Origin of the sequence: Paraburkholderia sp. PGU19 (assembly GCF_013426915.1) — a bacterium.
Taxonomy (GTDB): Bacteria; Pseudomonadota; Gammaproteobacteria; order Burkholderiales; family Burkholderiaceae; genus Paraburkholderia.
Window position 1 is genome coordinate 1,121,410 of record NZ_AP023181.1, and the last position, 22,824, is coordinate 1,144,233.

Annotated in this window: 14 protein-coding genes; 8 read left to right on the forward strand and 6 right to left on the reverse strand. The window is 60.3% G+C overall.

The features are described from left to right. Positions 1-174: 174 nt before the first annotated feature. Positions 175-1,569 carry a TIGR00366 family protein gene (locus tag H1204_RS34885; RefSeq protein ID WP_180735040.1) on the forward strand — a complete coding sequence of 465 codons (1,395 nt, stop codon included), beginning with the start codon at positions 175-177 and terminating at the stop codon, positions 1,567-1,569. A gap of 16 nt (positions 1,570-1,585) precedes the next feature. Here H1204_RS34885 and H1204_RS34890 read toward each other — a convergent pair whose 3' ends face one another. Beyond that, positions 1,586-2,221: an NAD(P)H-dependent oxidoreductase gene (locus H1204_RS34890; RefSeq protein ID WP_180735041.1), complete on the reverse strand. Its 636-nt coding sequence runs from the start codon at positions 2,219-2,221 to the stop codon at positions 1,586-1,588. Positions 2,222-2,365: 144 nt separating this feature from the next. Between H1204_RS34890 and H1204_RS34895 the strand changes: the two genes are divergently transcribed. Beyond that, the gene (locus H1204_RS34895) at positions 2,366-3,250 is read left to right on the forward strand and encodes a LysR family transcriptional regulator (RefSeq protein ID WP_180735042.1); all 885 of its coding nucleotides are present in this window, start codon (positions 2,366-2,368) and stop codon (positions 3,248-3,250) included. Positions 3,251-3,278: 28 nt separating this feature from the next. Here the strand turns inward: H1204_RS34895 and H1204_RS34900 are convergent, their stop codons facing one another. Then, complete coding sequence (locus H1204_RS34900; RefSeq protein ID WP_180735043.1) at positions 3,279-4,454, reverse strand: GGDEF domain-containing protein; 1,176 nt, start codon at positions 4,452-4,454, stop codon at positions 3,279-3,281. A gap of 185 nt (positions 4,455-4,639) precedes the next feature. Here H1204_RS34900 and H1204_RS34905 point away from each other — a divergent pair, with 185 nt between their 5' ends. From H1204_RS34905 to H1204_RS34915, 3 genes are all read left to right on the forward strand, one after another. Beyond that, positions 4,640-7,306: a ligase-associated DNA damage response DEXH box helicase gene (locus H1204_RS34905; RefSeq protein WP_180735044.1), complete on the forward strand. Its 2,667-nt coding sequence runs from the start codon at positions 4,640-4,642 to the stop codon at positions 7,304-7,306. Further along, the gene (gene pdeM, locus H1204_RS34910; RefSeq protein WP_180735045.1) at positions 7,306-7,974 is read left to right on the forward strand and encodes a ligase-associated DNA damage response endonuclease PdeM; all 669 of its coding nucleotides are present in this window, start codon (positions 7,306-7,308) and stop codon (positions 7,972-7,974) included. Before H1204_RS34905 ends, pdeM begins: the two co-directional genes overlap by 1 nt. A 137-nt stretch (positions 7,975-8,111) precedes the next feature. Next, positions 8,112-9,023 carry a hypothetical protein gene (locus tag H1204_RS34915; RefSeq protein ID WP_180735046.1) on the forward strand — a complete coding sequence of 304 codons (912 nt, stop codon included), beginning with the start codon at positions 8,112-8,114 and terminating at the stop codon, positions 9,021-9,023. Between the two features lie 10 nt (positions 9,024-9,033). Here the strand turns inward: H1204_RS34915 and H1204_RS34920 are convergent, their stop codons facing one another. The 3 genes from H1204_RS34920 to H1204_RS34935 all read right to left on the reverse strand — a co-directional run bounded on the left by H1204_RS34920 (position 9,034) and on the right by H1204_RS34935 (position 14,499). After that, positions 9,034-10,656, reverse strand: coding sequence for an ATP-binding protein (locus H1204_RS34920; protein ID WP_180735047.1), 1,623 nt, complete (start codon positions 10,654-10,656; stop codon positions 9,034-9,036). Between the two features lie 55 nt (positions 10,657-10,711). Further along, entirely contained in the window at positions 10,712-11,389 is a 678-nt protein-coding gene (locus H1204_RS34925) for an esterase (protein ID WP_180735135.1), read from the reverse strand. Positions 11,390-13,674: 2,285 nt separating this feature from the next. Further along, positions 13,675-14,499 carry an H-NS family nucleoid-associated regulatory protein gene (locus H1204_RS34935; protein ID WP_180735049.1) on the reverse strand — a complete coding sequence of 275 codons (825 nt, stop codon included), beginning with the start codon at positions 14,497-14,499 and terminating at the stop codon, positions 13,675-13,677. Positions 14,500-14,677: 178 nt separating this feature from the next. On the opposite strand from H1204_RS34935, the gene H1204_RS34940 reads away from it, so the two are divergent. Both H1204_RS34940 and H1204_RS34945 read left to right on the forward strand, forming a co-directional pair. Then, a complete protein-coding gene (locus tag H1204_RS34940) occupies positions 14,678-15,019 on the forward strand; it encodes an H-NS family nucleoid-associated regulatory protein (RefSeq protein ID WP_180735050.1) in 342 nt (113 codons plus the stop codon). Between the two features lie 321 nt (positions 15,020-15,340). Continuing rightward, positions 15,341-15,811, forward strand: coding sequence for a hypothetical protein (locus tag H1204_RS34945; RefSeq protein WP_180735051.1), 471 nt, complete (start codon positions 15,341-15,343; stop codon positions 15,809-15,811). A 113-nt stretch (positions 15,812-15,924) separates the two neighbouring features. Here H1204_RS34945 and H1204_RS34950 read toward each other — a convergent pair whose 3' ends face one another. After that, entirely contained in the window at positions 15,925-21,840 is a 5,916-nt protein-coding gene (locus H1204_RS34950) for a DUF3320 domain-containing protein (RefSeq protein WP_180735052.1), read from the reverse strand. A 264-nt stretch (positions 21,841-22,104) separates the two neighbouring features. On the opposite strand from H1204_RS34950, the gene H1204_RS34955 reads away from it, so the two are divergent. Next, complete coding sequence (locus tag H1204_RS34955) at positions 22,105-22,788, forward strand: hypothetical protein (protein ID WP_180735053.1); 684 nt, start codon at positions 22,105-22,107, stop codon at positions 22,786-22,788. The last annotated feature ends 36 nt before the right edge of the window (positions 22,789-22,824 follow it).

Sequence of the window (22,824 nt, forward strand, 5' to 3'; positions counted from 1 at the left end):
CGCATCTGTTGCGTCCAGGCCTGAGCCTCACCCCGGAATTCCTGCCCCAACCATCGCCTGACACTCAGGTGACGTCAAGCTTGCCGGCGGTGCATGCGTCATGCACTCCCACGCCGCGTGTCGATTCCGTCCGCGCCGCCCGCAGGCGGACCGACGCCACCCCGAGCGAGAAACATGAAGCGAGACACATCCCCTAACGCCGCCTTCCAGCCTGCCGCGCCGCGCGGCATCGTCGAAGGTCTTGTCTATGTTTTCGAGCGGGTCATGCCTGACCCGTTCGTGCTGTCCATCTGCCTGACGTTCGTCGTGGCCGTGCTGGCGCTGCTGATCGCGCCGACGGGCAACGTGCCGACGCTGCTCGACTCCTGGTACACGGGCACCTTCGGCATTCTGGCGTTCGCGCTGCAGATGATCCTGATTCTCGCGACGGGCTACGCCATCGCCGAGGCGCCCATCGTCCAGCGCGGCTTGCGGGCGCTGGCGACTCACGCGCAAACACCTGCGCGCGCCGCGCTGCTGGTGTTCCCTGTCGTCGCGATCGCCGCGTGGCTCAACTGGGGACTTGGCCTGATCGTCGGCGCGCTGCTGTCGCGCGAAATTGCACGGCGCGTCCATGTCGATTTCGCGTGGCTCGTCGCCGGCAGCTATTCGGCGTGGTCGATCTGCAATAGCGGGCTGTCCAGTTCGATCGCGCTGTCGCAGGCTTCGCATGGCAACGCGCTCAATCTCGTCGAGAAGGCGACCGGCCATGTCGTGCCGCTAGCCGAGACGATCTTCGCTCCATTCGTGTTCATTCCGACGGTGCTGGTGGTCGTCGTGATGACGGCGATCTTCATCAAGATGCATCCGAAATCGGACAACGTAGTCGCGTTTTGTGATGTGGGCGATACCGGCGACGACGCATCCAGCGCCGACCCGCACACGCGCAGCAGCGATGGCACTGCGACCTTTGCTTCGCGCCTCGAACAGTCGATGCTCGGCACGCTGCTTCTTCTCGTGCTCGGCGTCGGCTACCTCGCGATGGAATGGCGCGAGAACAAGTTCGATCTCGACATCAACACGACGATCCTGATCTTCCTGCTAATCGGCCTCGCGCTGCAGCGCACGCCGATCGCGTATGCGAACGCGATCCGGCGCGCCGCGCGGCAGACAGGTTCGATGCTGCTGCAATACCCGGTCTATGGCGGCATCATGGGCATCATGAAGGGCACGGGGCTCGCATCGATGATTGCCAAAGCCTTCGTGACGATTGCCACGCCCGCCACGCTGCCTGTCTGGAGCTATCTGAGCTCGCTGATCATCACGTTGCTGGTGCCGAGCGCGGGTGGACACTGGGCGGTGCAGGGTCCGTTCGTTCTGCCCGCGGCGATCAGCCTGCACGCATCGGTGCCGCGTACCGCGATGGGTGTGGCAATGGCCGAGAACGTATCGAACATGCTGCAGCCGTTCTGGGCCGTGCCGATCGTCGCGATTGCCGGCATCCGCATTCAGCGCGTGATGGGCTATACGGCCGTCACGTTCGCCGTGTCGCTCGTGATCTACGCGGCGGCACTCTGGTTGGTGCACTGAGGCCGTCGAGCCTTCGTCACACCGCAACCTCTTGCGAGACTTCGCCGAGGTTGCGGACCAGCTGACGATATTCGCCGCCACGCGCCGCCAGCTCCGCTTCGCTGATCGATCCGCGTCGGCTCAACGGCCCCACGTTATAAGTGATGAGCGGCTTGCCGTAGTGCATGCCCGCGAGATGCGCGGATTGCTCGAACGGCATCAGCAGCGCGTCGACGATCTGCGTGCCGTGCTGCTCGACGAGTTCCGGCTTCAGATACGGACGCAGCACGTCGTCGGCCCACACGTGGTCGTTCGTCTCCGGAAAATAACGTTCGCGGATACGGCCGATAGTGACGGCCAGTTGCAACGTGCGCCCATCGAGCACCAGAGATTTCTCCGGCGCACTGCCGAACAGCGTGTCGTTGATCACATCGTCCAGCCATTTCTTCAGCAGCGGCGGGCTGCTATACCAGTACAAGGGAAACTGCAGCACGATATGACCGTGCTCGCGGATCAACTGCTGCTCGCGCGCGGCGTCGATGTTGAAGTCGGGATAGAGCTTGTACAACTCGCGGACCGTGACGTCCGGCTCTTGCGCGATTGCATCGCGCAATGCCTTGTTGCCACGCGAGTTCTCGATGTCGGGATGGGCGATGATGACGAGGGTTTTCATGTCGGCTCCTGCAGACAGACGCTAATCGATTCGCTTCCAGGCGGGCGGTGAAGTGCGCCTCGAAGCACTTGCGACGACTATACTGAGTGGCCCCTACGCGATAAACCGGGCACCGTCCAATTCACCTTTCGAGTAACTCAAAAGATGGACCGCATCGATGCGCTGCGCCTGCTGATCGATGTCGCCGAGATCGGCAGCTTTTCTGCCGTGGCGAGACAGCGAACCGTGGCGACGTCTTCCGTGACGCTGGCAGTGAATCAGTTGGAGCAGGAAGTCGGCGCCACGCTGATCACCCGCACGACACGGCGGCTCGTCTTCACGCACGAGGGCCTGGCGCTACTGGAGAGCGCGCGGCGCATCATCGCGGAATGGGATTCGACGCTCGCGAGCCTGAAGGAAGACGGGCCGCTCGCAGGTCCCATTCGCGTGACCGCAACCAACGACTTCGGCCGCGTTCAGTTACGGCCCCTGCTCGACCGCTTCCAGGCGCTTCATCCGGGCATTCACATGAGCTTGTTGCTGAGCGACAGCACCGTCGATCTGATCGACGAGCATATCGATCTGGCGCTGCGCAACGGCCCGCTCGCGGATTCGAATCTGCACGCGCGTCTGCTGGTGCGCGGCGAGCGCGTGGTGTGCGCATCGCCGGATTATTGGCGTCTTCATGGCAGGCCCACGTTGCCCGGCGATCTGGCGAATCACAATTGTCTGATTCTGGCGCGGCCCGGCGCGCCGCTCGCCGCGTGGCGCTTTCGCGTGGCGGGCAAGCAGATCAACGTGAAGGTCTCGGGCGACCGTCAGGCCAGCGACGGCGGCGTGCTGCGCGAGTGGGCGGTGGCGGGTCTGGGCGTGATCATCAAGAACCGCTGGGACATCCGCGCGGAGCTGGCCGAGGGAACGCTCGAAACGGCGCTGGACGATTGCATCGCGGAGCAGGTCGATCTGTACGCGGTCTATCCGGCCGCAACGCCTCACCGTCGCGTGACCGCACTGATTCAGTTTCTATCGGAAGAACTGGCGCGTCCGTGATCGCTTGAATTGCGAATCGGGCCGACGATCAAGCCGCTGCCGAGCGCGCGTCGGCGCGCGCCTCTTCGAGCCGGTTGCCGCCCAGCGATTTCGCGCGATACAACGCCTGGTCGGCGGCGGCGAGCAGAGCGCCCAGGGTGGCGATATCGCTGCCGGCTTGCGCCGCGCCGATGCTGACGGTGGCCTGGATGCCCGCGCCGCTGGCATTGAGCGTGATTGTCTCGCCGAACGATTCGACGAGCGCTTCGCCCGCCTCTTTCGCATGGGACAAATCATGACCGGGCAGCAGGGCCGCGAACTCCTCGCCGCCGATGCGCGCCAGCAGCACGTCGGCGCCCAGCACGCTGCGGGCAATGTCGGCGAACGATGTCAGCACGCGGTCGCCCGTCTCGTGGCCGTAGCGATCGTTGATCTTCTTGAAGTGGTCGAGGTCGATGGCGAGCAGCGAAATGGGCCGCGTCACGCCGCCGTCGCGGATCATGCGCGCGCCCTGCTCGAAGAACCATCGGCGATTGCCGAGGCCCGTCAAAAAATCCGTCTGCGACTGCTGCAGCAGTTGCCCGTGCGATTCGTCGCGCACCAACCGCAGCAAGGTCATGGGGAGAACGACGGAATACAGCACGCCCTCATACATCGTGATCTTGCTCGCGGTCATCAGGAAGTCGAACCCGAACTTCGCGACGAGCCAGGGCAGGATCAACGCCCTGAATGCGTACAAGACGGCATGCGCGCCCGACACCAGCATCGCGATCTGTTGCGCCTGCAAGCGCTTCCTGCCGTCGCCGCGCGCCAGTTCGAATGCTGTCATGCCGGACGCGACCGAGATCGGAATCGCGCTCGGATACATCCACATCACGTCCTGCCATTTCGCGCCGGCAATGACCCACGCAAGCGCGAGCAGCACGAGCACGGCGAGCGAAAGGCGCACATGCTTGCGGCCGTTCAGCGCGGCCACGCCATGTAGAACCAGCAGATAACCGCTAACGATGACGAGATTGCTCAGCGCCGAGCCGAGCGCGCCGGGAAGCTCGCGACGCCAGGATGCCGCCGCGCAGCCGATGGCCAGCGTGGCGAATCCCGCTGCCAGTATTCCCAGTTCCCTGCTGCGCTTCGGGTGAACGCGTCGCTCCCAGAGCGTCATCAACGCACTGGCGAAGAGAGTCCCGATCAGGAGGAGATAAAGCGTATTAAGATCGACATGCATCGCTGACGTAAGGGCACTACGCCGGTACATCGCGGCGGCAGTGACATTTTACGCTGAAAATAAGGCTGCATCGTGATCGTCAGGTAGCGCTTCATTACCGTTGCCAACGTGGGCATGCGCCATGCTGCGTGATGCGTACCATCCGGCAACGGACGCCATCGGCCGTCCGCGATTTATGTCACCCCATGACCGATCCGATCGATCCCGAGCGCAACGCCACGCAGGCCGCAGCCGACGCGGCCTCTGATCCTGATCGCGATCCCGCCGATGCATCCGGCATCGTCGATGCAGCCAGCCCGCCAATGCGACGCCGCGCGCCCCGGCCGCGACGCATTCCGACCAGGCGCGCCGCGCCCGCACCGGACGCATTCACACCCGCCGCCTACGCGCCCGACCCCGACAAGGCAAAGACACCATTCGATGCCGGCGTCCAGCAGTGGTTCGACGCGCACGAATGGCAGCCATTCGATTTTCAGCGCGAAGTCTGGCGCGAGATTGCGGCGGGTTCGAGTGGACTGCTGCACGCAACGACAGGCGCGGGCAAGACATGGGCCGTCTGGTTCGGCGCGATGTCCGCATTCGGCGATCACGCGCCGCGCGCGCTCGCGGACCCGCTAACGGTGCTGTGGATCACGCCGATGCGCGCGCCCGCCGCCGACACCGCCCGCGCATTGCAAAGCGCCGCGCGCGAACTCGGTGTGCCGTGGACGATCGGCCTGCGCACGGGCGACACCAGCTCGACGGAGCGCGCGCGCCAAAGCCGGCGCATGCCGAGCGCGCTCGTCACGACGCCCGAAAGCCTGTCGCTGATGCTCACGCGCAGCGATGCCCGCGAAGAACTGAAGCATGTGCGCCTCGTCGTCGTCGATGAATGGCATGAACTGCTGGGCAACAAACGCGGCACGCAGACTCAGCTTGCGATCGCGCACCTCGCACGTTGGCGCGCGGACCTTCAGGTATGGGGACTGTCCGCGACGCTCGGCAATCTTCCGTTCGCCGCCGACGTGCTGCTTGCGCCCGTCCGCACGCCTCGCGTGTCGGTGAGCGGCGTGCAGCCGAAGACGCTCATCATCGACACGCTGATTCCCGCGACGATCGAACGCTTTCCGTGGGGCGGCCATCTCGGCATGCATCAGGTCGGCCCCGTCGCCGAGGGCATCGACGAAGCGCGCACATCGCTCGTCTTCACGAATACGCGCTCGCAGGCCGAGATCTGGTATCAGGCGCTGCTCGAGTTGCGCCCCGACTGGGCCGGGTTGATTGCGCTCCATCACGGCTCGCTTGCGCAGGAACTGCGCGAATGGGTCGAGGACGGCCTGAAGACGGGCAAGCTGAAGGCCGTTGTCTGTACATCGAGTCTTGATCTCGGCGTCGACTTTCTGCCCGTCGAGCGCGTGTTTCAGATCGGCTCGCCGAAAGGCGTCGCGCGGCTGATGCAACGCGCGGGACGCTCGGGGCACGCGCCGGGCCGCGCGTCGCGCATCACGATCGTGCCCACGCACGCGCTCGAACTCGTCGAAGCGGCGGCGGCGCGGTGCGCCGTCGAAGCGCGGCGCATCGAAGGACGCGAGACGCCGCGCAAGCCGTTCGACGTGCTGATCCAGCATCTCGTCACGGTCGCGATCGGCGGCGGCTTCAAGACGCCCGAACTGTTCGACGAGGTTCGCACGACGTTCGCGTATCGCGAGCTGACTCAACAGGAATTCGACTGGGCGCTTGCGTTCGTCGAACGTGGCGGACCGTCGCTGCGCGCGTATCCGGACTTTCACCGCGTCGTGCGCGACGATGACGGCGTGTATCGCGTGCTGCGCGACGACCTGATCCGCCGGCATCGCAGCAACGTCGGCACCATCGTCGCCAATGCGACGCTGCACGTCGCGTGGCTGACGGGCGGACGGATCGGCTCGATGGAGGAATCGTTCATCTCGCGCCTGAAGCCCGGCGACGTGTTCACGTTCGGCGGCCGCGCGCTCGAACTGGTGCGCGTGCGCGACATGACGGCCTATGTGCGCCGAGCGACTTCATCGCGAGGCGCGATGCCGCAGTGGGCGGGCAGCAAGATGCCGCTCTCGTCCGAACTCGCGGACGCGACCCTAGCGATGCTCGCCGAAGCCGATCGCGGCGTGTACGTCGAGCCGGAGATGATCGCGATCCGGCCTTTGCTGGAGTTACAGGCGAACTGGTCGGCATTGCCTAAAACAGGACTGCTGGTCGCCGAAATACTGCGCACGCGCGAAGGCCATCACTTCTTCTGCTATCCGTTTGCGGGGCGCGTCGCGCATATCGGCCTTGCGTCGCTGCTCGGCTGGCGCGCGGCGCGCGACCAGCCGGGCACGTTCTCGATCTCGGCCAACGACTACGGCTTCGAACTGTTGTCGTCGCAACCGTTCGACTGGGCGACACTGATCGACGAAGGTCTGTTTTCTTCGACGCGCCTTGCCGACGACATCATGGACAGCCTCAACGCCTCCGAACTCGCGATGCGCCGCTTCCGCGAGATTGCGCGCGTCGCGGGTCTCGTCTATCAGGCGCACCCGGGACAGCAGAAGAGTGCGCGGCAGTTGCAGGCGTCGAGCGGCCTGTTTTACGAGGTATTTCGCAAGCACGATAGCGACAATCTGCTGCTGACGCAGGCCGACGCCGAAGTGAAGTTGCAGGAACTCGATCTCGACCGCATCCGGCGCGCGCTCGACGCGATGCGCGCGAGCCGGCTTGCGCTGACGCACCCGAAGAAGCCGACGCCGTTCGCGTTTCCGCTGATCGTCGGGCGTATCCGCGAAAAGGTCAGCACCGAAAAGCTCGCGGATCGTATCGAGAGGATGCTGGCCGACCTCGACAAGGCAGCGCGCTGATGACGTTCGAAACTGTGACCGTCGATGTGGGTGGTTATCCGCTGCAGTTGTCCGCGCTACGCGCCGCTTTCGATCCGCAGCTAAAGAGCCTGTTCATCGCCGATGCGCATTTCGGCAAGGATGCCGTGTTTCGCGCGCATGGCGTGCCCGTGCCAGCCGGCGCGACGGCAGACGGTCTCGCGCGGCTCGATGCGCTGATCGCTGCGCACGCGCCCGAGTCGATCGTGTTTCTCGGCGATCTGCTGCATGGACGTGAATCGCTCGGCAGCGCGACGATGCAGGCGCTCGGCGAATGGCGCGCGCGACATGCGTCGGTGCGCATGGTGGTGGTCGAAGGGAATCACGATCGCAGTGCCGGACTGCTGCCGCCTTCGCTCGGTGTTGAGACCGTGCTCGAACCGTGGCGGCATGGACCGTGGGCGTTGTGTCATTACCCGCAGGTGATCGACGGCGCGTACGTGCTCGCGGGTCATGAGCATCCCGTGTACGTGATCGCGAGCCGCGCGGATTCGGTGCGCGTGCCCTGCTTCCGCTTTGCCGCGCGGTGCGGTGTGCTGCCCGCGTTCGGCGCGTTCACGGGCGGTTTCGTCGTCAACCAGTCCGCCGACGATGCCGCGATCTATGCGGTCGCGCAGAACCGGGTGATAGCGGTGCGCGAGCGTCGATAAAGGCGTCGCGTATTGGCAGGGCACCGACCGCTTCGCATCGCGCGACATGCATGCGCGTGCTCACGGCTTCACGCGCCGCCCCGAGCCAGACTGTGTAGACGCTCAATGTCCGGATCGTCACGAGAGGTCGTTTCATCATGCCCAAAGTCAACGGCAGTTCGTCGTCTCACATCGCCCCAACGCCGACTGCCGGCACAAGCCAGCCGACGCCATCCACGGCAGGCGTCAAGCGCCGCGCCTCCAGCCCGTTGCCCGGCATGCCGCCGTCCGCGAAGCAGAAGAAGACCGCGTCGACGAACGATGCGCCCGCCGACTGGCATACGGAAGTGACCCGGTTCGGTATTTCCGGGAGTGGCATTGCAAAGGCGTCGGGCGGCAAAGGCAAGTCGCTTGAAAAACACGGCGAGACCACGCTGCACGACCCGTCGGCGTCGCCCATTGGCGCGCTTGGCGCAGCAAAGCCGGGCGATCTGATCAAGAAAACAGATGCGCCAAATGCCGGCGATCACTCTCCGTCGATTTCATCCGTCAATCGCACGCAGTCCGACGAGGCGAAAGTACTCGGCCGTGGCGCCACGGCGGTTGCCGGCGCGTTCAACGTACGCGAAACCGATGTGCCGACCTTGCAGTTCAGCAACGACAAATTCCAGATCGACAAGGACAACCATAACAAGCCGAGAGACTCCGCCGCGCACAGCGCATTCACGTCGTTGCGCGAGATGCACGGCGTCGGGGAGAAAAGCGCGCACGCGGACATGGACTCGCTGCTCGAAGCGACGGCGCGCGCCTACTCTCCGTACAACGCACACGGCGAGCCGGCAAAAGGCAGCGTAGCGCTACCGAAGACCAACGTTCACTCGGAAAGCGCGCGCGGAGCGACTTTGCATAAGTCGTCCACAGGCGTCGATCCCATGGTCGGCCAACAGATGATGAACATGTGGTATCGCCAGAACATGGACGGAAAACCAATGCTCGATGAACTCATCAGAAACCGCCAAACGAACGCTGCGAACAACAGCACCGACGATCCGATGGACACGACGTCATGATCGCGCGGCGTTACGCGTGCCCGCGAAACGTCGCGCAGATCCTGAACGCATCCTCCGAAAGCGGGATCTCTTTCGCGCGGCAATAGCGGGTGGTCAGCTTCAACAGTTCCTTGATGTCGCGTCCACTCGATTGCGGCCACGCGTTGGTGAGCGCTTCGATCAGTTCATCGCCGAGGTCCGCACCCAGTTGTGCGGCCAGCAGCTTCCACAAGCGGATTGCGTCGGCTCTTGGCGGTGTCGCGTAGTGAATCTTCGCGATGCAGCGCGACAGAATGGCGTCGTCGACATCGTCGATCCGGTTGGTCGTCATGAACAGCAAGCCGTTGAAATACTCGAGCGTGCGCAGGAACTCGGCGACGATTGCATTGTGTTCCAGGTCGTTGTCGCGGCGGCGAATGTAGACGTCGGCTTCATCGAGCAACAGGATCGCGTTCCAGCGTGTCGCGCGCTGCAGGATGCCCGACAGCGCCGCGCCCACCGACGCCGCCGTCGTCCCGAGCTGCCCCGAATGCACGCGATACAACGGCTTGCCGACCACTTCCGAATAGACCTCCGCCGTCAGCGTCTTTCCTAACCCAGGCGCGCCCTGGCAAAGAATCGTCGTGCCGCCCGATTTGCCCGGCACGAAGTCCTGCACGAATACATTCGTCTTCGACGTCAGAATGTCGATCAGATCGCGGTGATGGGACGGCAGGACCAGCTTCTCGCGCAGTTCGGGCTGATAGCGATATGCCGCCATATGCTGGACATGCACCCAGATATCGCGGTGCCATTCCATATGAAACAGACACACGTAGCAATGCAACGGCACCTTGTCGAAGCCGCTATCGATGTTCGCGTCGCGCCAGAACTCGGCGTCGGCCGTCATCAGGAAGCGGCGCTCCAGCGTCTCTTCGTCGTTCACGCACTTTGCGCTCACGCCTTCGGGAATGCGGATCAGTTCGGCACCCGCTTTCGCGTCGATCGTATAAGCGGCCTTCGACACTACGAACTGCGCGCCGAAACGCGGCTGAAATTCGAGGAAACGCTGCGCGTGCCGTTCGTATTCGAGTTTGAATTCGGGGCATTCCTTGTAGAAGCCGAACTCGGCGAGCAGCTCGGGAATCGTGCGGTTCACGATGTCGTGCCGGTTGATCACGAGCGACGTCGTCATGCCGGAGTGCCGCATGTGATGCTCGGTGCGCTCGGAGTTCGCAGACTGCATCGTATTCGCCAGCATGTCGACGACGACGTACGGCATGCCCTGCTCGGGCTCGACCACGCGCATGCGGCGCACGAGCCACGGCAGCAACGTGCCGTCCTTCGCGCGGCTGTAGAGCCAGCCGTCGATCGCATCGCGCGACAGATACGCAACCAGACCCGGCACGAGTTGATCAAGGCCCGGGATGATGCGCGCTTGCGGCGCATTGAAGATGTTGTCGAGCGCGAGCATCTGAAACATTAGCGCGCGTTCGTTGTTCGCCTTGCTCAGCGAATACAGCGTATTCAGCGATCTCGAATCGAACAGTGCGCTCGATACGACCATGCTGCCGTGACATGCGCCGTGCTGATTGAGCTGTCTTGCGAGCGGCGATTCCGATTCAATCATTGCAAGCAGCGGATGCACCAGTGATTCGGGTATTTCAAAGTCCATAGACGCACTCGTATCTGAGGGTGGCATGGCGACGCGGGTGACGGCAGCGCGCCAGCTAGCTGAGAAAGAACTCGATCGCCATGCTTGTGATGGCAGGCTGGATCGCATGCAGTCCGTTGAATTCGATGTATTGCACGTCGTAGCCCGCGGCTTTCAGCTTGGCTGCGTTCGCGCGGCCGCTGGTTTCGATGGGTAGTTGTTCGTCGGCCAGGCCGTGCGCGATGAAAACCTTGGGCGCGCCTTCCTGTGTGAAGACCGACATGAAGCCGCCAGAGAACGCAATCACATGACTCGCGATATCGCCGTTCGTGATGCCGATCGACAGTGCGTAGCTTGCGCCGTCCGAGAAGCCGGCAAAGGCGAGACGCTTACGATCGATCCCGTAGCGGGACGTGACTTCGACGAGCGCGCGATCGAGCCGCTCCAGGTCCGGGCCGCTGCCGCCGATCACGATGTCCCAGGTTGCGTATATCGAATGCGGCGCGAGGACGAGAAACTTGTCGCGCTCGGCGTGCTCTTCGATGAAGGGTAGAACCTTTTCTGGAAAGCCGCCTGCGCCATGGAATATTACGAATAGCGGTATGGGCTTGCGCGTGTCGACGTTGGACGGGACGAACAGGATCGCGTCGCGCTCACCGGCGATGCCGAGCCGGTTGCGGCCCGGCGGTAACGGCGCTTTGGCCGCGTCGGCGGGAATGAAGGACAGGCGGCCAAGCAGCGACGGATCGAACATGGTGGAACCTGGATTGGCGCGCGTAGCGCGCATGCATGAGTATTCCTGCCAGTTGCGGCTACGAGCCGGGTAGGCGGTTAAGGCGCCGCTGCTGATGTGAGCGGCAGGGCCTGTTGTGTGTTGATATGTAATATATCATGAAGATGGGCGGATCGTGGCGTTTCATTTCAAATCTTTTGGTGACGTACAAATACGACCTGATCCGAAACAAACAAATTTGACGTGGCGAATCTACACAAATAGATCTGACTTAGACACTGGTTTCACGCGTACGGACAGCTACAAATAAATCTGATCCGAATGCAAGGCATTGTTTTAACGTGCATTTTTTCAGCTGACGCCGCATCGAAGAAGGCGAGCCCATGGCGTTGAAATATTTACAATATCCGTCGGTCGAAACGATGGTCCCCGATCATCACCGCCGATTCGGCCTCGCAAGGGATGCGGAACAAATATAACTGACGCCGCTATGCACGTAGACAAACAATTCTGTTCCCGATGCTCGGAAGCGTAGGTCAGCGCGCGATCGGTTATGACCGGTCACCATGCAGAAGCGATATCACCCCACAGCGACTTCTCTTCAGGCCAGAACGAGACGAATGCAACTATCGAGCTGCGCGCTGCTAATGCGAAAATCCGAAGAAACGGCGAGTAACCTCAGATTTCGCGCATTGCGAAGAAGCTGGTATAGCTGATATGGAGAAGAGACGATGCCCTCCGCCGCCAAACCCTAGGTGACTCGGCTCGCGTGCGTTACGCAGCGGGTAGTGCTAGTCGCAGTTAGAGACGACCGAATGCCCCATGACGATCACGCGACCAATCAAAGTCGTCAAACCCACGCCTACAACTCAACATAAATGTCGAATTACAGGTAAAGTGCGCCAAGTTAAGCTTGCAACGCCGTCGACAAATTAGCCCGCGAATGCCCATAGAGAACGCGCGAACACATGTCAAAAGGTCGCCTTCCTTAGTACTGGTGCGTCGCACCAAGCCGGCGCATCATCGAGTCCGAGGTGCATGGCACTGATTCTCAGTTCAGGATTGTCCTTGTCTATTCAGGCGCTCTTCAGCGTCGAGGATGATGTCCGATACCTTGCATCCCAGTGACGCGGCAATCGATGAGAGTGTGTCGAGGGACGGGTTCCGTCCGAGTTCCAATAGCGAGATGTACTGACTTGAAAGCCCCGACGAATCAGCGAGCGCGACCTGACTTAGCCCCTTCTGCTCACGCCTGAGCCGAATGATGTCACCAACAGGGAGACTCGCCATGAACGTTGCGCCCAAATCCGAGAGTTTCACGGAACGACGGGCACCGTTCTACAAACTATATTTATAATTACATAATTTTTTAATTATTTAATTGGAAAATAATCGTGAATATTGTCTTCACTAGTAAACTTCAAACCACCCCAATTGCACAGTAATTTACCTAAAATTAGACGAGAAGGAACAAGGGATCTCGCGACTAACGGGTAGCGTTGGGTACTGGCCACAAGTCCACGACTTCATGTGGGCGTGTCCTGCGGTCCAATCTTGAGGCGCCGTCGAAGCGCCTCGGCTCGTGGAGGAGCACATGTTCAACCTTCCATACACGGAACTGGAGTCTGCCAATCTAAGCAATGACGCTCGGGTATGGTTCGTCACCACATACGCAGGTAAGTATGTTGGCGTACCCTCGGCCAGTTGGCTATTCGTATTCGAACTCCCGCCCCCGTGTTGTTTATGCATTAGGATATTCGACAGTCCCACGCCTGCCTGGGAGCATAGAGCAATCTGTGAGTTGGCAGAGAAGCACTCCCCTCCAGACATACTCGTGACTGACAAAGTTGGTTTGCAGCACGCTCTCGTCAGCGCAGGCAGTACTTTCTCGAAGCCGGCAAAAGCTTACATCGATAAAATGTTGAGTAGATTCCCCGAAATACCAAGCTGCCTTCGATCTCTAGAAGAGGTGCTCAATGATCGGGGATTTCAGAGTCAATCTCTTGACGGAAAGAACGCCATGTTCGCGTCGTGGCGTACGAGGTACAACGAAAAACTTGCATCCGAATGAGACTTGGAAGATTCTCCCCTAGGAAGCCGTTCGAGCGAATCGGAACCGCAGTAGCTCGCTGGTATCGCGAGTCGGTGAGGAAACAGCGGATGGAAAGGTCCATCCGCTGACGTGTGAAAAACACGACTGCGTCTACGGCAGTCTGCCAGCTCAGGCAGAACACGGTTCGCTTGATGCGAGCAGGAAGGAGCCCCCTGCTCGCCGGTCTGGCGATCGCTCGCCATAGCCAGAGCAATTAAGCAGCAGTCGATTTAGACGCGGCAGCGTTTGTCGGTGCCGATGCTTGCGCCGGTGCTTCGGGAACAATAACCGACTTCTTGGCGGCAGCCTTCTTCGCCGTCACTTTCTTTGTCGCGACTTTCTTCGCAGGCGCCTTTTTGGCCGATGCAACGCCCTTTTTCGCTGCGACCTTCTTCGGAGTAGCCACCTTGACCGCAGCCTCTTTGGCAGCGGTCTTTTTGGTAGCCACCGCTTTCTTCGCACCTACTTTCTTCGCGGAAGCTTTCTTGGCTGCTACCTTTTTCGCCGCCCTCGGTTTCACATCACTCTCTCCCGCGCCGCCCTCAATCAGAAAGGCCGTGCGGTCTTTGGCGCCAGCAAGCCACGCCGGGGCCCGGCCACGTCCGCTCCACGTTGCCCCAGTCGCCGGATCTCGATACTTCGGCGCCTGCGGCCCACGAACGTACTTTCCAACCTTGGCAGCCTTATTAGGAGCGGTCACCCCGGTGTCCGACGCACCATCAACCAAGAACTTACTACGGTCCTTTGCATTGACGATCCACGCAGGAGCACGACCATGCCCAGTCCAGGTAGCGCCACTCTTCGGATCGCGATACTTTGCAACCGATGCAGACGATTTGGCTGCGACCTTGACGCCCGGCTTGCGACCACGTTTCTTCGAACCGCCAATGTGCGCTTCGATGTCAGCCGTGGTCAAACCATGCTTTTCCATGATGTCGCGAATCTTCGCGATTACGCCGGACGATTGCTTTACAACGAGTGCTTCCGCTTGAGCCTGTAGCTTTGCGATTTGGGCCTGAACCCTTTCAAGTGTTGCCATTTATATCTCTCCCCGTGGTTAGCAATGGCCGCACTATGCCATATAACACTGCGAATAGGCCATCCAGCGACAAACCTTATCAGCGTTATCGAAGCTATAGTGGTATTCTCGAGGCACGGCGTTTGCGCTAGTTCAGCAGATCATTAGAGGGACGCAAACCGTAAAACAGGGATATTTCATGGATGAGAGAAAGCGCGACAGTATGGTCGCCTATCTACGCCGCAGAATGGCTGAAGTCGGCATTGAGCTTGATGACCTTGCAGCCGCGATTGCCGAAGACCAGATTAAACAGAAGGCTGCCCGATACCGAAGTGCGACCGGAGAAATCTGGTCCGGCGAGGGGGAGATGCCTCAATGGCTCAAGCAGGCCGTCAGCGCGGGGCAATCACTGGAGCACTTCGCTGTCGAGCGGCGCCGAGCGCTAGCGATGACCGAGGCGCTCCCGAAGGTGGATTGGAGTCAAGATCCGTTTGCAGGCAGCCGCCTCGCAGCCGTGCAGCCATCGCATCGCGACCTGTAAGCAGGCATGCCGTCAATTCCCCCCATGTAACGCAGCGTTATGAATTGGGAGAAACTCGTCAAAATCACTGAGTCTGCCAATCTTGAAGCTGGACAGTCACTTCGGAATTTTCAGCATCTGCCAAACTCGGTATGTCATCTACTTCTTTCTGTTGTCCGCCTTGCTCTCCTTGAAATGTGAGCAAACACACTGACAGAACGTACTCTCCTGTTCAATTCTTCCCGTTTCCACATTCGTCGCATTCAACTCGTGACTGGCGCCAATCCATCTGCGATACGGCGGGTCACCTCGCTCGGATTGTCAAACGTTCAGGAGAGTGGCATGTCATCAATTTCATCAAGTCGGGAGTTGGCTTGGCCGTGGTCGTCGTACATTGCCTGGCAAAGCCAATGCGCGGAAGCGTTCTATAACGCCCCCCGAAACCTGCAGCAATCGATTTTGCCTTGGACATTCGCGGCACTCGTCGTGAACGAGGATAACTCGAGTAATCCAGCAGCCGAGCGAGCGATCGTGAAGCACGAGAGCTATGGCAAGCAGCTTGGTCGAATATCTGATGCGCTCGAGGTTCTGATAGAGCGTTCTGGTGTCGAGCACAACGATGCCATCGACGAGTTCCTTGAACTTAAAGCTCGCATCGACTTTATAAAACACAACACCGAAAGCACGAGGTTCGAAGCCGTGATCGCAGACTTAAAACGCCTGCGCAGAAAGGACCCCGCCCGCTTCAAGGATTGCCTGGACCGAGTTGCCGCGCTTGGCCACAGTCCCGTGCGGTCGTTGGCAGATACCTGATGGAGCAGAGAAGACCGTCTCCATCGTACCTGAGTCATGCTCGAGACGGCTTCAGTCGAATAGACACGATCAACGTACGTCGCCCCGATTCATTCCTACACGAGACTATTTAGCTACGAAAGTCTCAGCAGGTTCTCACTCGCGATCACGCTTCCCGTCGTCACGAGACGGGAAATTGCAAGTCCAACCCTAGCTTCGGCATCTCCCGGTGTGCGCGACATTCCAATCAGCCGACACACAGATCTCGCGACGTCCGAGGTTGGTGCGCTGCCCATCTCTTCAAGCACATGAAGCACACCGTTAGCTAGTTCCTCCAGACACACATCATCGACTTTCCGACGCGAACTTTCTTCGTCCGAGGCCTCACGAAAGGCGCTCCACTCTCCCGGATTGATGTTTGCCGGCCAGTAGAACGTCGCGTTTCCGTCAGAAGTTCGACCGTGTTCGCGAGGCGTTAGCATCCGGAGTCGATCGACAATTCGCGTACCCGTGCGTTCCAAACCCCACGCTCTCGCCACCCGGCGATGAAGGACATTTTCGTGGATCGGCCCTTCAGCTTCGATTACCTCGATCAGTTGCTCCGTTAGCTTCCGGCCGTGGGTTAGATCGTAAAAGTCTTCCGGCTTGCCTCCCGCCGGGACGACGATCTTGTACTTGGGCAGAGATACGCCAATGTCTGTTGCAACGACCGACGAAGGAACGCTGTCGACGATCTCTGCCTCCATCGCCTCCGGGAGAGACTCCGCAGCCGGGGCCTCTTCGTCAACATCGTCGTCCAGCACCTTGTTCAATCGCGTGAGCAGCTTCTGGACCTCCACGTCGGGATTCAACCACCAGTCGGTCGACCAGATTCTATGTAGGCGCCATCCCAACCCTTCGAGCACCACCTGACGAAGTCGGTCGCGGTCGCGCGCTGTCGCACCCGAGTGATATGCTTTACCGTCGCATTCAATCCCGATGAGATATCGGCCCGGTGCACGAGGATCAACGACACCAATGTCGATGCGATAGCCAGAACAGCCTACCTGAGGGTGAACAATCCAGTTGTGGTCGCGTAGCACCTTGATGACCTGGCTCTCGAACGGACTGTCCGGCTCCATCCCGGTAGGCAACGATTGCTCCAGCAACGCCTTCGGTCCCTTCAGTGCAAACTCGAGATAGTGCTTCAGGTCGCGAACACCCGCAGCTCTCACGCGGGAAAGGTCGATCTGCTCCGGTCGCAAGGTGCTGAAAATGATCACTCTTTCGCGCGCACGGGAAATCGCCACATTGAGTCGACGCTGACCACCCTCGCTGTTGAGCGGGCCGAAGTTCATGGTGATTTTTCCGGCTGCGTCTGGACCGTAGGTAATCGAGAAGAAAATGACGTCGCGCTCATCGCCCTGAACGTTCTCCAGGTTCTTGATGAACAACGGCTCGCGCGACTGCGCAGACATCGCCTTGTCGAGCGCCGCATTGGCCCGGCGACGGGCGTCTAGCAGCGACTCAATGAGCGACTGCTGCGGCTGGTTGAATGTGACAACGCCCAAAGTTAGATGTCGCTGGCTCGAATCCAGGTAGTGTTGCTCGATCCCGCGCACGATCGCCTCGGCCTCTGCACGGTTTGTCCGGCTTCCACCCCGGTCGTAGACACCCGCGACGCGCTCGAGGCGCACTGCCACATCATCCGTCACAGGCGACGGAAAGGTGATGAGTTGCGAGTCATAGTAGGTAACGTTACTGAAGGTAATCAGACTCTCGTGACGGCTGCGGTAATGCCACTGGAGCCGCTGACGATTCATCCCTGCGCCCAGGCATTCGTCCAGAATGCTTTCGAGGTCTTCAATCTGCGCGTCATCGCCGCCGTTGTCGTCCGATTCCGTCGACTTGCTAAAGAAGCTGGTAGGCGGTAGTTGCTTCGTGTCTCCAACCACAACCAGTTGCTTGCCGCGTGCGATGGCACCCACGGCGTCCCACACGGGAATCTGGGACGCCTCATCGAAGACAACGGCGTCAAACTGTGCGTGGCCCGCGTCCAGATACTGAGCCACAGATAGCGGCGACATCAAAAGGCAGGGTTTCAGCTTGGGAAGCAGACTCGGAAGCCCGTGCATCAATTGCCGTACAGGCGCATGGCGTGTCTTCTTTTGCAGCTCCCGCCGCAACAGCCCCAGTTCACTTTCGCCACTCACTACCATGCCCTTGCCCGCAGGTACCTTGCCAGCAAGCATCGCCGCAACATATTGCGCCGTCAGATTCTGGAATCGCTCATCGGACTGGCGGAACTCACGAATCTTTCGTTCGTGGTCTGCGCTGGAGAAGGTCCGCAGTACCGAGTCTTTGTCGATGATCTTCTTCACCCACCAACTCTGGTAGCTGTACTCGAAGTGCTCCTCTACGCGATCCAGCGGCACACGGCCGCCTTCCAGAGAAGTTACGACGCCTTGCAACCCCAGATGTACGGCCTGCTCTCGGACCTGCCGCCACAGACACCAGGACATAAACTGGCTCTTCGCACGTTGCCACTCCGCGGTAACACCGAGCACCCGCTCCAGAGCGCCTTCCGTGTCGGCTGGCCCCTGCAACGGTGCAGTCGGTTCGGCAAGTGCTTCCAGCGCCGATAGCCTCGCACGAACTTCGCGCCACGCATCGCGATAGGCAACCAGCGATTTACTCAATGGGCTTCCCGGCTGTAGCAATGCACGGTTTTCAACCACCAGATTCTGAAAACGCGTTCGCAGTTCTGCTGCCGCGGCCGGATCTCCAGCAACCAGGGTGACTGCATCCGAGAAACGTTGCGCCCATTGCTCGCACCGCAACACCTGATCCCAGTCGGTCTCTACGCCATTGAACGTATCCTGCAGCACACGTTCGGCGTTGCCTTTCAACGCGAGAAGCTGCTCGTCCTCGGCATTGACGCCTGCAAGATGGGGCAACATTGCCACAACAGCTTCGTCCGTCGGGCGCGCCCCTGTAGCGCTATAGCTCGCAAGGCGCGTGCGGATAGCACGCTTTTTAATCGCAGATTTAGGCCACCAGGTGTTCGCAGCTTGTGCCCACTCGTCCGTAAGCGTTTTCGCGCTGATTTCTGAGAGCCGCTCGGTCCAACCGGTCTCGAGATTGCTCCATGACTCGTTGCGCGCCTTCCCATGCCGGGCAAGCCGTTGCAGTTGTGCCCGAACTTCAGCGTCGTAAGCTTGTGCGGCAACGCCTTGAGGCACCTGCGGTGCTCCGAGGAGAACGTCTGCCAACCGGTCAACCTTTTCGTATCCCTCCAGGCTTAACCCGGAAACCGGGAGTCCCAAGCTGCTTTCCGCCTCGGCTGCACGACTCTTGAACGTCTGGATCGCCTGTTCCAGAGACCGCGCGACTGTCAGAAGTTCGTCCTGCCAGCTCGGACTCCAGTCGATTCTTCCAATATGCTCGAGCGGATGACCATGCAGCGCGACGAGCGCCCCCGAGAGGGTCGCCATCCGTCTCGATGTTTCTCGCAGGCTTTCGAGGGACTTATGGTCGTGAGCGGATGCATCTGCCCAAGGCATCAGGGAGGCTTCCTCGCCGGCGTGCTCGATGCAGGTTCCGATGGCCTGATATACGGTGAGCCCGTTGGAATGTGGCCTATGCAATGCGTCTACCAGGCCGTTCAATTCCTGCCGCAGGTGGCCCAGACGTTCTGCTTCCCGACTCCAGTCTTCGCTTGTGCGCTGGCCACTGAAATCCAAAGCCTTGCCGAGCTGCTGCAGGACTTCCGACTTGCGTGCTTTGGACGAATGCAATTCAAGGCAAAACGGCCCCAGACCGACCGATTCCAGCCGGCGATGCACGACCTCCAAAGCGGCCATCTTCTCGGATACGAACAGGACTGTCTTACCTCTAGCCAGCAAATGGGAAATCAGGTTTGTGATGGTCTGGCTTTTACCCGTACCGGGCGGGCCCTCGAGTACCAGATCACGCCCGGAGTCGACCACGCAGATAGCCTTCAACTGCGATGAGTCAGACAGCATTGGCGTGTACAGGTCTTGGGGCTTGTGCGTTTCGTCCAATCTCTCGAAACGTTCGTCGCCCTCTTCTTTCTCAAATGCTCGCCCGGGGTTATCTATGAGATGCCGGACTACGCGATTCGCCTTGAGTTGCTCCGTCCGGTCCTGGAGATCCTTCCACATCAGATACTTGGTGAAAGAGAAAATTCCAAGATGGGCCTGCTCAACGACCTCCCACTTGGGGATTTCGCGAACGGCCAGACGGAATGCCTGCAGTACCTTCCCGACGTCGACGCCCTTCTCGTCCGTCGGCAAGACATCCAACCCTGGAATGCGCAACTCGAAGCTCGAGCGCAACATCTGCAGCAGCGTTGGATTGATGATCGTCTCATCGTCATGACGGCTAAGCCTGAAGCCGCTTCGGACCGACTGGCGCTGTAGCGTCACGGGAACCAGGATGATAGGCGCCTGATGTACGCTGTCAGCGCTCTCCGTCTCCGCCCACCGCAGCATGCCCAAGGCGAGATAGAGCGTATTCGCGCCGCCCTCTTCCAGACCAGTCCGCGCGGCACTAAAGATACTCAGAAGATTGCCATCCAGGGTCTCCTGAGGCATCCGCGCGATCAACTCCTTGTTGTCCAAGGCGTTGAGCGCCATATCGTCAATAGGTTGGCGTCCGCTGCGACTGGCATGGACCTCGGCCATGCGAGGATCATTCCCTTCCATCAAAGTCGGCAACGCCCGGACGCGGAACTCGACGCCTTCGGCGATAGCGTCTTCGAGCTTGCCAAGGTCGGGGGCGACCAGCGCGAGCGTCGATTTGGTCGATTTGAAGTTGAGAAGCCGGTTGCGCAGCGTCAAATCCAGCAGCCGCGATTTCCACTTCGACAGACGGCCTTCTGGTGTCTCGTCGCCAGTTAGATCGAGCGGCGTCAGAAACTCCGGGTCAAGCGGCGGGAGAATCGGCGTCGGTTCAATGGCTGCCGGCTCGTCCGCATCGTCGGTTTCGGATCGTTTAATGCCTGTGACCCGGGATGGCAATGGCCTGATTTGCAACTCACGAGCACGATGAATATCAACCGCGTACCGGAATGTGCCTTCCTCGAGCAGATGGGCCGCGCCTTGTTCCAGGGCGATTCGCAGGGACGGGCGCCGGCCCGAGTGTTGGGCGACCGCCGTGGTCTCGAATACCAGAAACTCTCCGCTATCGCCCCGCTTGCGTACTGCCTGAACGTCATCGGTGAGCGGATCCGGGAAACAGGCCTGATGAAGCCATACGCCTACCCAGGCATGACCATCCTTGATCAAGACGACGGAGCGAAGACCAGCCTGCTCGAGACAGGACGAGAACAGCATCGCGAGGTCAAGGCAAGTTGCTACCCTTCCCTCGATAACCCGATCTGGGGTACGGATTTTCTGACCATCTATTCCGAACGAAGCCGGCGGTTCGGCGTATTGCAGATTCTCTGCAGCGAGCGTGCTGTAGATCGCGGAGATCTGCTTCCACACCACGTCGCGACTCTTCGACTGGTACCCGTTCATGGACAGGTCGCTGTGCTGCTCGCGAAGCAGCTTCGACGCCTTGCCAATGAGGATGTCAATTGCCGGGTTGTTCGGCATCGAGAAGCACGCGAGCAACTCGGGCATGGCGCGTGTTCCGGCCCATTGGTCGTAGGCCAGAATCTCGAGGGGGAGACTGATACGTGCGAGTTCGATCTCGCCCGCCTGCGCGACCACCGTGAGCAACGCAGTTACTGCCTCCTGGAGGTCGGCAAGATAACTGTGATCTGGTGCCAGGTCTAAAGGAGATATGCGCCTGCTTTCGTTCGGAGCGAGCTTCGCAAAATGAAGTTTCACGCCTTGTGCGAAGCGAGGATTGCAACCGACCAGAACCTCGACGGTCTCGAGAGGTTCGCTGCCACGGTTCGTTACGCGCAAGGCACGAACTACGGGCACGGAATTCTGGATCGACGCATAACCCAGCGTAGGATCGGCCTCGATCTCCAGAAGCAGCGGCGTCTTTTCCTCGACGGCTCCGGATTCGAGGTCCGGTTCTTGTTGGATGTCCATCGTACCCCTTTATTAGCGGTCTCTTTGAATCGTTCTCAGGTTTTGGACGTAAGAATACGCCAGATCAGCCGCTAATCAACAAAACCAAAGTCGCATTATTAGTTGCATTGAACCGCAGGCTGTCTCAAGCAAATTGGCCGAAAGCGGCCTCCCCCGTCGCTCGAGTCAAACGTTGCAGCGATAACACACTCCGAATTTTTGCTTCGGTACGACCGCAAACGATTGCTTATGCTCTGCGCACCTCTTTTATTCGAAGCGCATGGCATGCGGCACGAATGGCTTGAATATGTCCAGAGACTTAGCTCGGACACCCCGGTAACGGTCGCACTGACATCGGCCACCATCGGCTCCGTGGTTACGCTCGCGCGGATCACTGCATCAAACGCGCGCCGTCGCAAGCGCCAGCGACGTGACACGGCGTTGGAACTCGCGTTGTCGCTGGAAGGCCATGCTCGTGCCTGCCGCACGATGATGCACAAGGCCGTCTGGGCACTAACGGCGTCAGCAGATTACGCTCGCCACGGAGCCCGCAAGGGTGTGACCATCCCGCCGTTTGCCTTCCCGGACAAACTTGATTGGCAAATCCTCAGCCGAAAGGTTGTTTCTGAGCTGCGCGAATATCCTGCGGCGGTGTATGCTGCCCGCGAACATGTGGAGGCCTTTCGCGAGTTTGGTGAACCAACAGACTTCTGCTGGCGGGTTGAGTTCGAATGCGCGAAGGCCGCGATGTCTGCGTTGATGCTAGCGCGTGCTACGCGCCCCCGGTTCGGCGCCGCAACGTGGAAACCCGGTGCCAAAGACTCAGCTATGGAACTCGAACTTTCCGATTTCATCGCGAATGCCGAAGCAAGGCGCAGAGCGTCACTTCCGGAACCAAAGCAGTTTGCATTTCAACAGAGATCGTCTCTTGATGGCCCGGAAGCTCGGCATCCAAACACAATCGGCTAACTCGGGCCTGCATCGAACTTCCGTAGTCGTTAAGGT

Bases quoted from the DNA above. Each gene is read 5' to 3' on its own strand.
- H1204_RS34945 (WP_180735051.1), top strand. From the start codon at position 15,341: ATGTCATCAATTTCATCAAGTCGGGAGTTGGCTTGGCCGTGGTCGTCG.
- pdeM (WP_180735045.1), top strand. From the start codon at position 7,306: ATGACGTTCGAAACTGTGACCGTCGATGTGGGTGGTTATCCGCTGCAG.
- H1204_RS34950 (WP_180735052.1), bottom strand. From the start codon at position 21,840: ATGGACATCCAACAAGAACCGGACCTCGAATCCGGAGCCGTCGAGGAA.
- H1204_RS34955 (WP_180735053.1), top strand. From the start codon at position 22,105: ATGCGGCACGAATGGCTTGAATATGTCCAGAGACTTAGCTCGGACACC.
- H1204_RS34890 (WP_180735041.1), bottom strand. From the start codon at position 2,221: ATGAAAACCCTCGTCATCATCGCCCATCCCGACATCGAGAACTCGCGT.
- H1204_RS34920 (WP_180735047.1), bottom strand. From the start codon at position 10,656: ATGGACTTTGAAATACCCGAATCACTGGTGCATCCGCTGCTTGCAATG.
- H1204_RS34905 (WP_180735044.1), top strand. From the start codon at position 4,640: ATGACCGATCCGATCGATCCCGAGCGCAACGCCACGCAGGCCGCAGCC.
- H1204_RS34940 (WP_180735050.1), top strand. From the start codon at position 14,678: ATGGATGAGAGAAAGCGCGACAGTATGGTCGCCTATCTACGCCGCAGA.
- H1204_RS34900 (WP_180735043.1), bottom strand. From the start codon at position 4,454: ATGCATGTCGATCTTAATACGCTTTATCTCCTCCTGATCGGGACTCTC.
- H1204_RS34895 (WP_180735042.1), top strand. From the start codon at position 2,366: ATGGACCGCATCGATGCGCTGCGCCTGCTGATCGATGTCGCCGAGATC.
- H1204_RS34935 (WP_180735049.1), bottom strand. From the start codon at position 14,499: ATGGCAACACTTGAAAGGGTTCAGGCCCAAATCGCAAAGCTACAGGCT.
- H1204_RS34915 (WP_180735046.1), top strand. From the start codon at position 8,112: ATGCCCAAAGTCAACGGCAGTTCGTCGTCTCACATCGCCCCAACGCCG.
- H1204_RS34885 (WP_180735040.1), top strand. From the start codon at position 175: ATGAAGCGAGACACATCCCCTAACGCCGCCTTCCAGCCTGCCGCGCCG.
- H1204_RS34925 (WP_180735135.1), bottom strand. From the start codon at position 11,389: ATGTTCGATCCGTCGCTGCTTGGCCGCCTGTCCTTCATTCCCGCCGAC.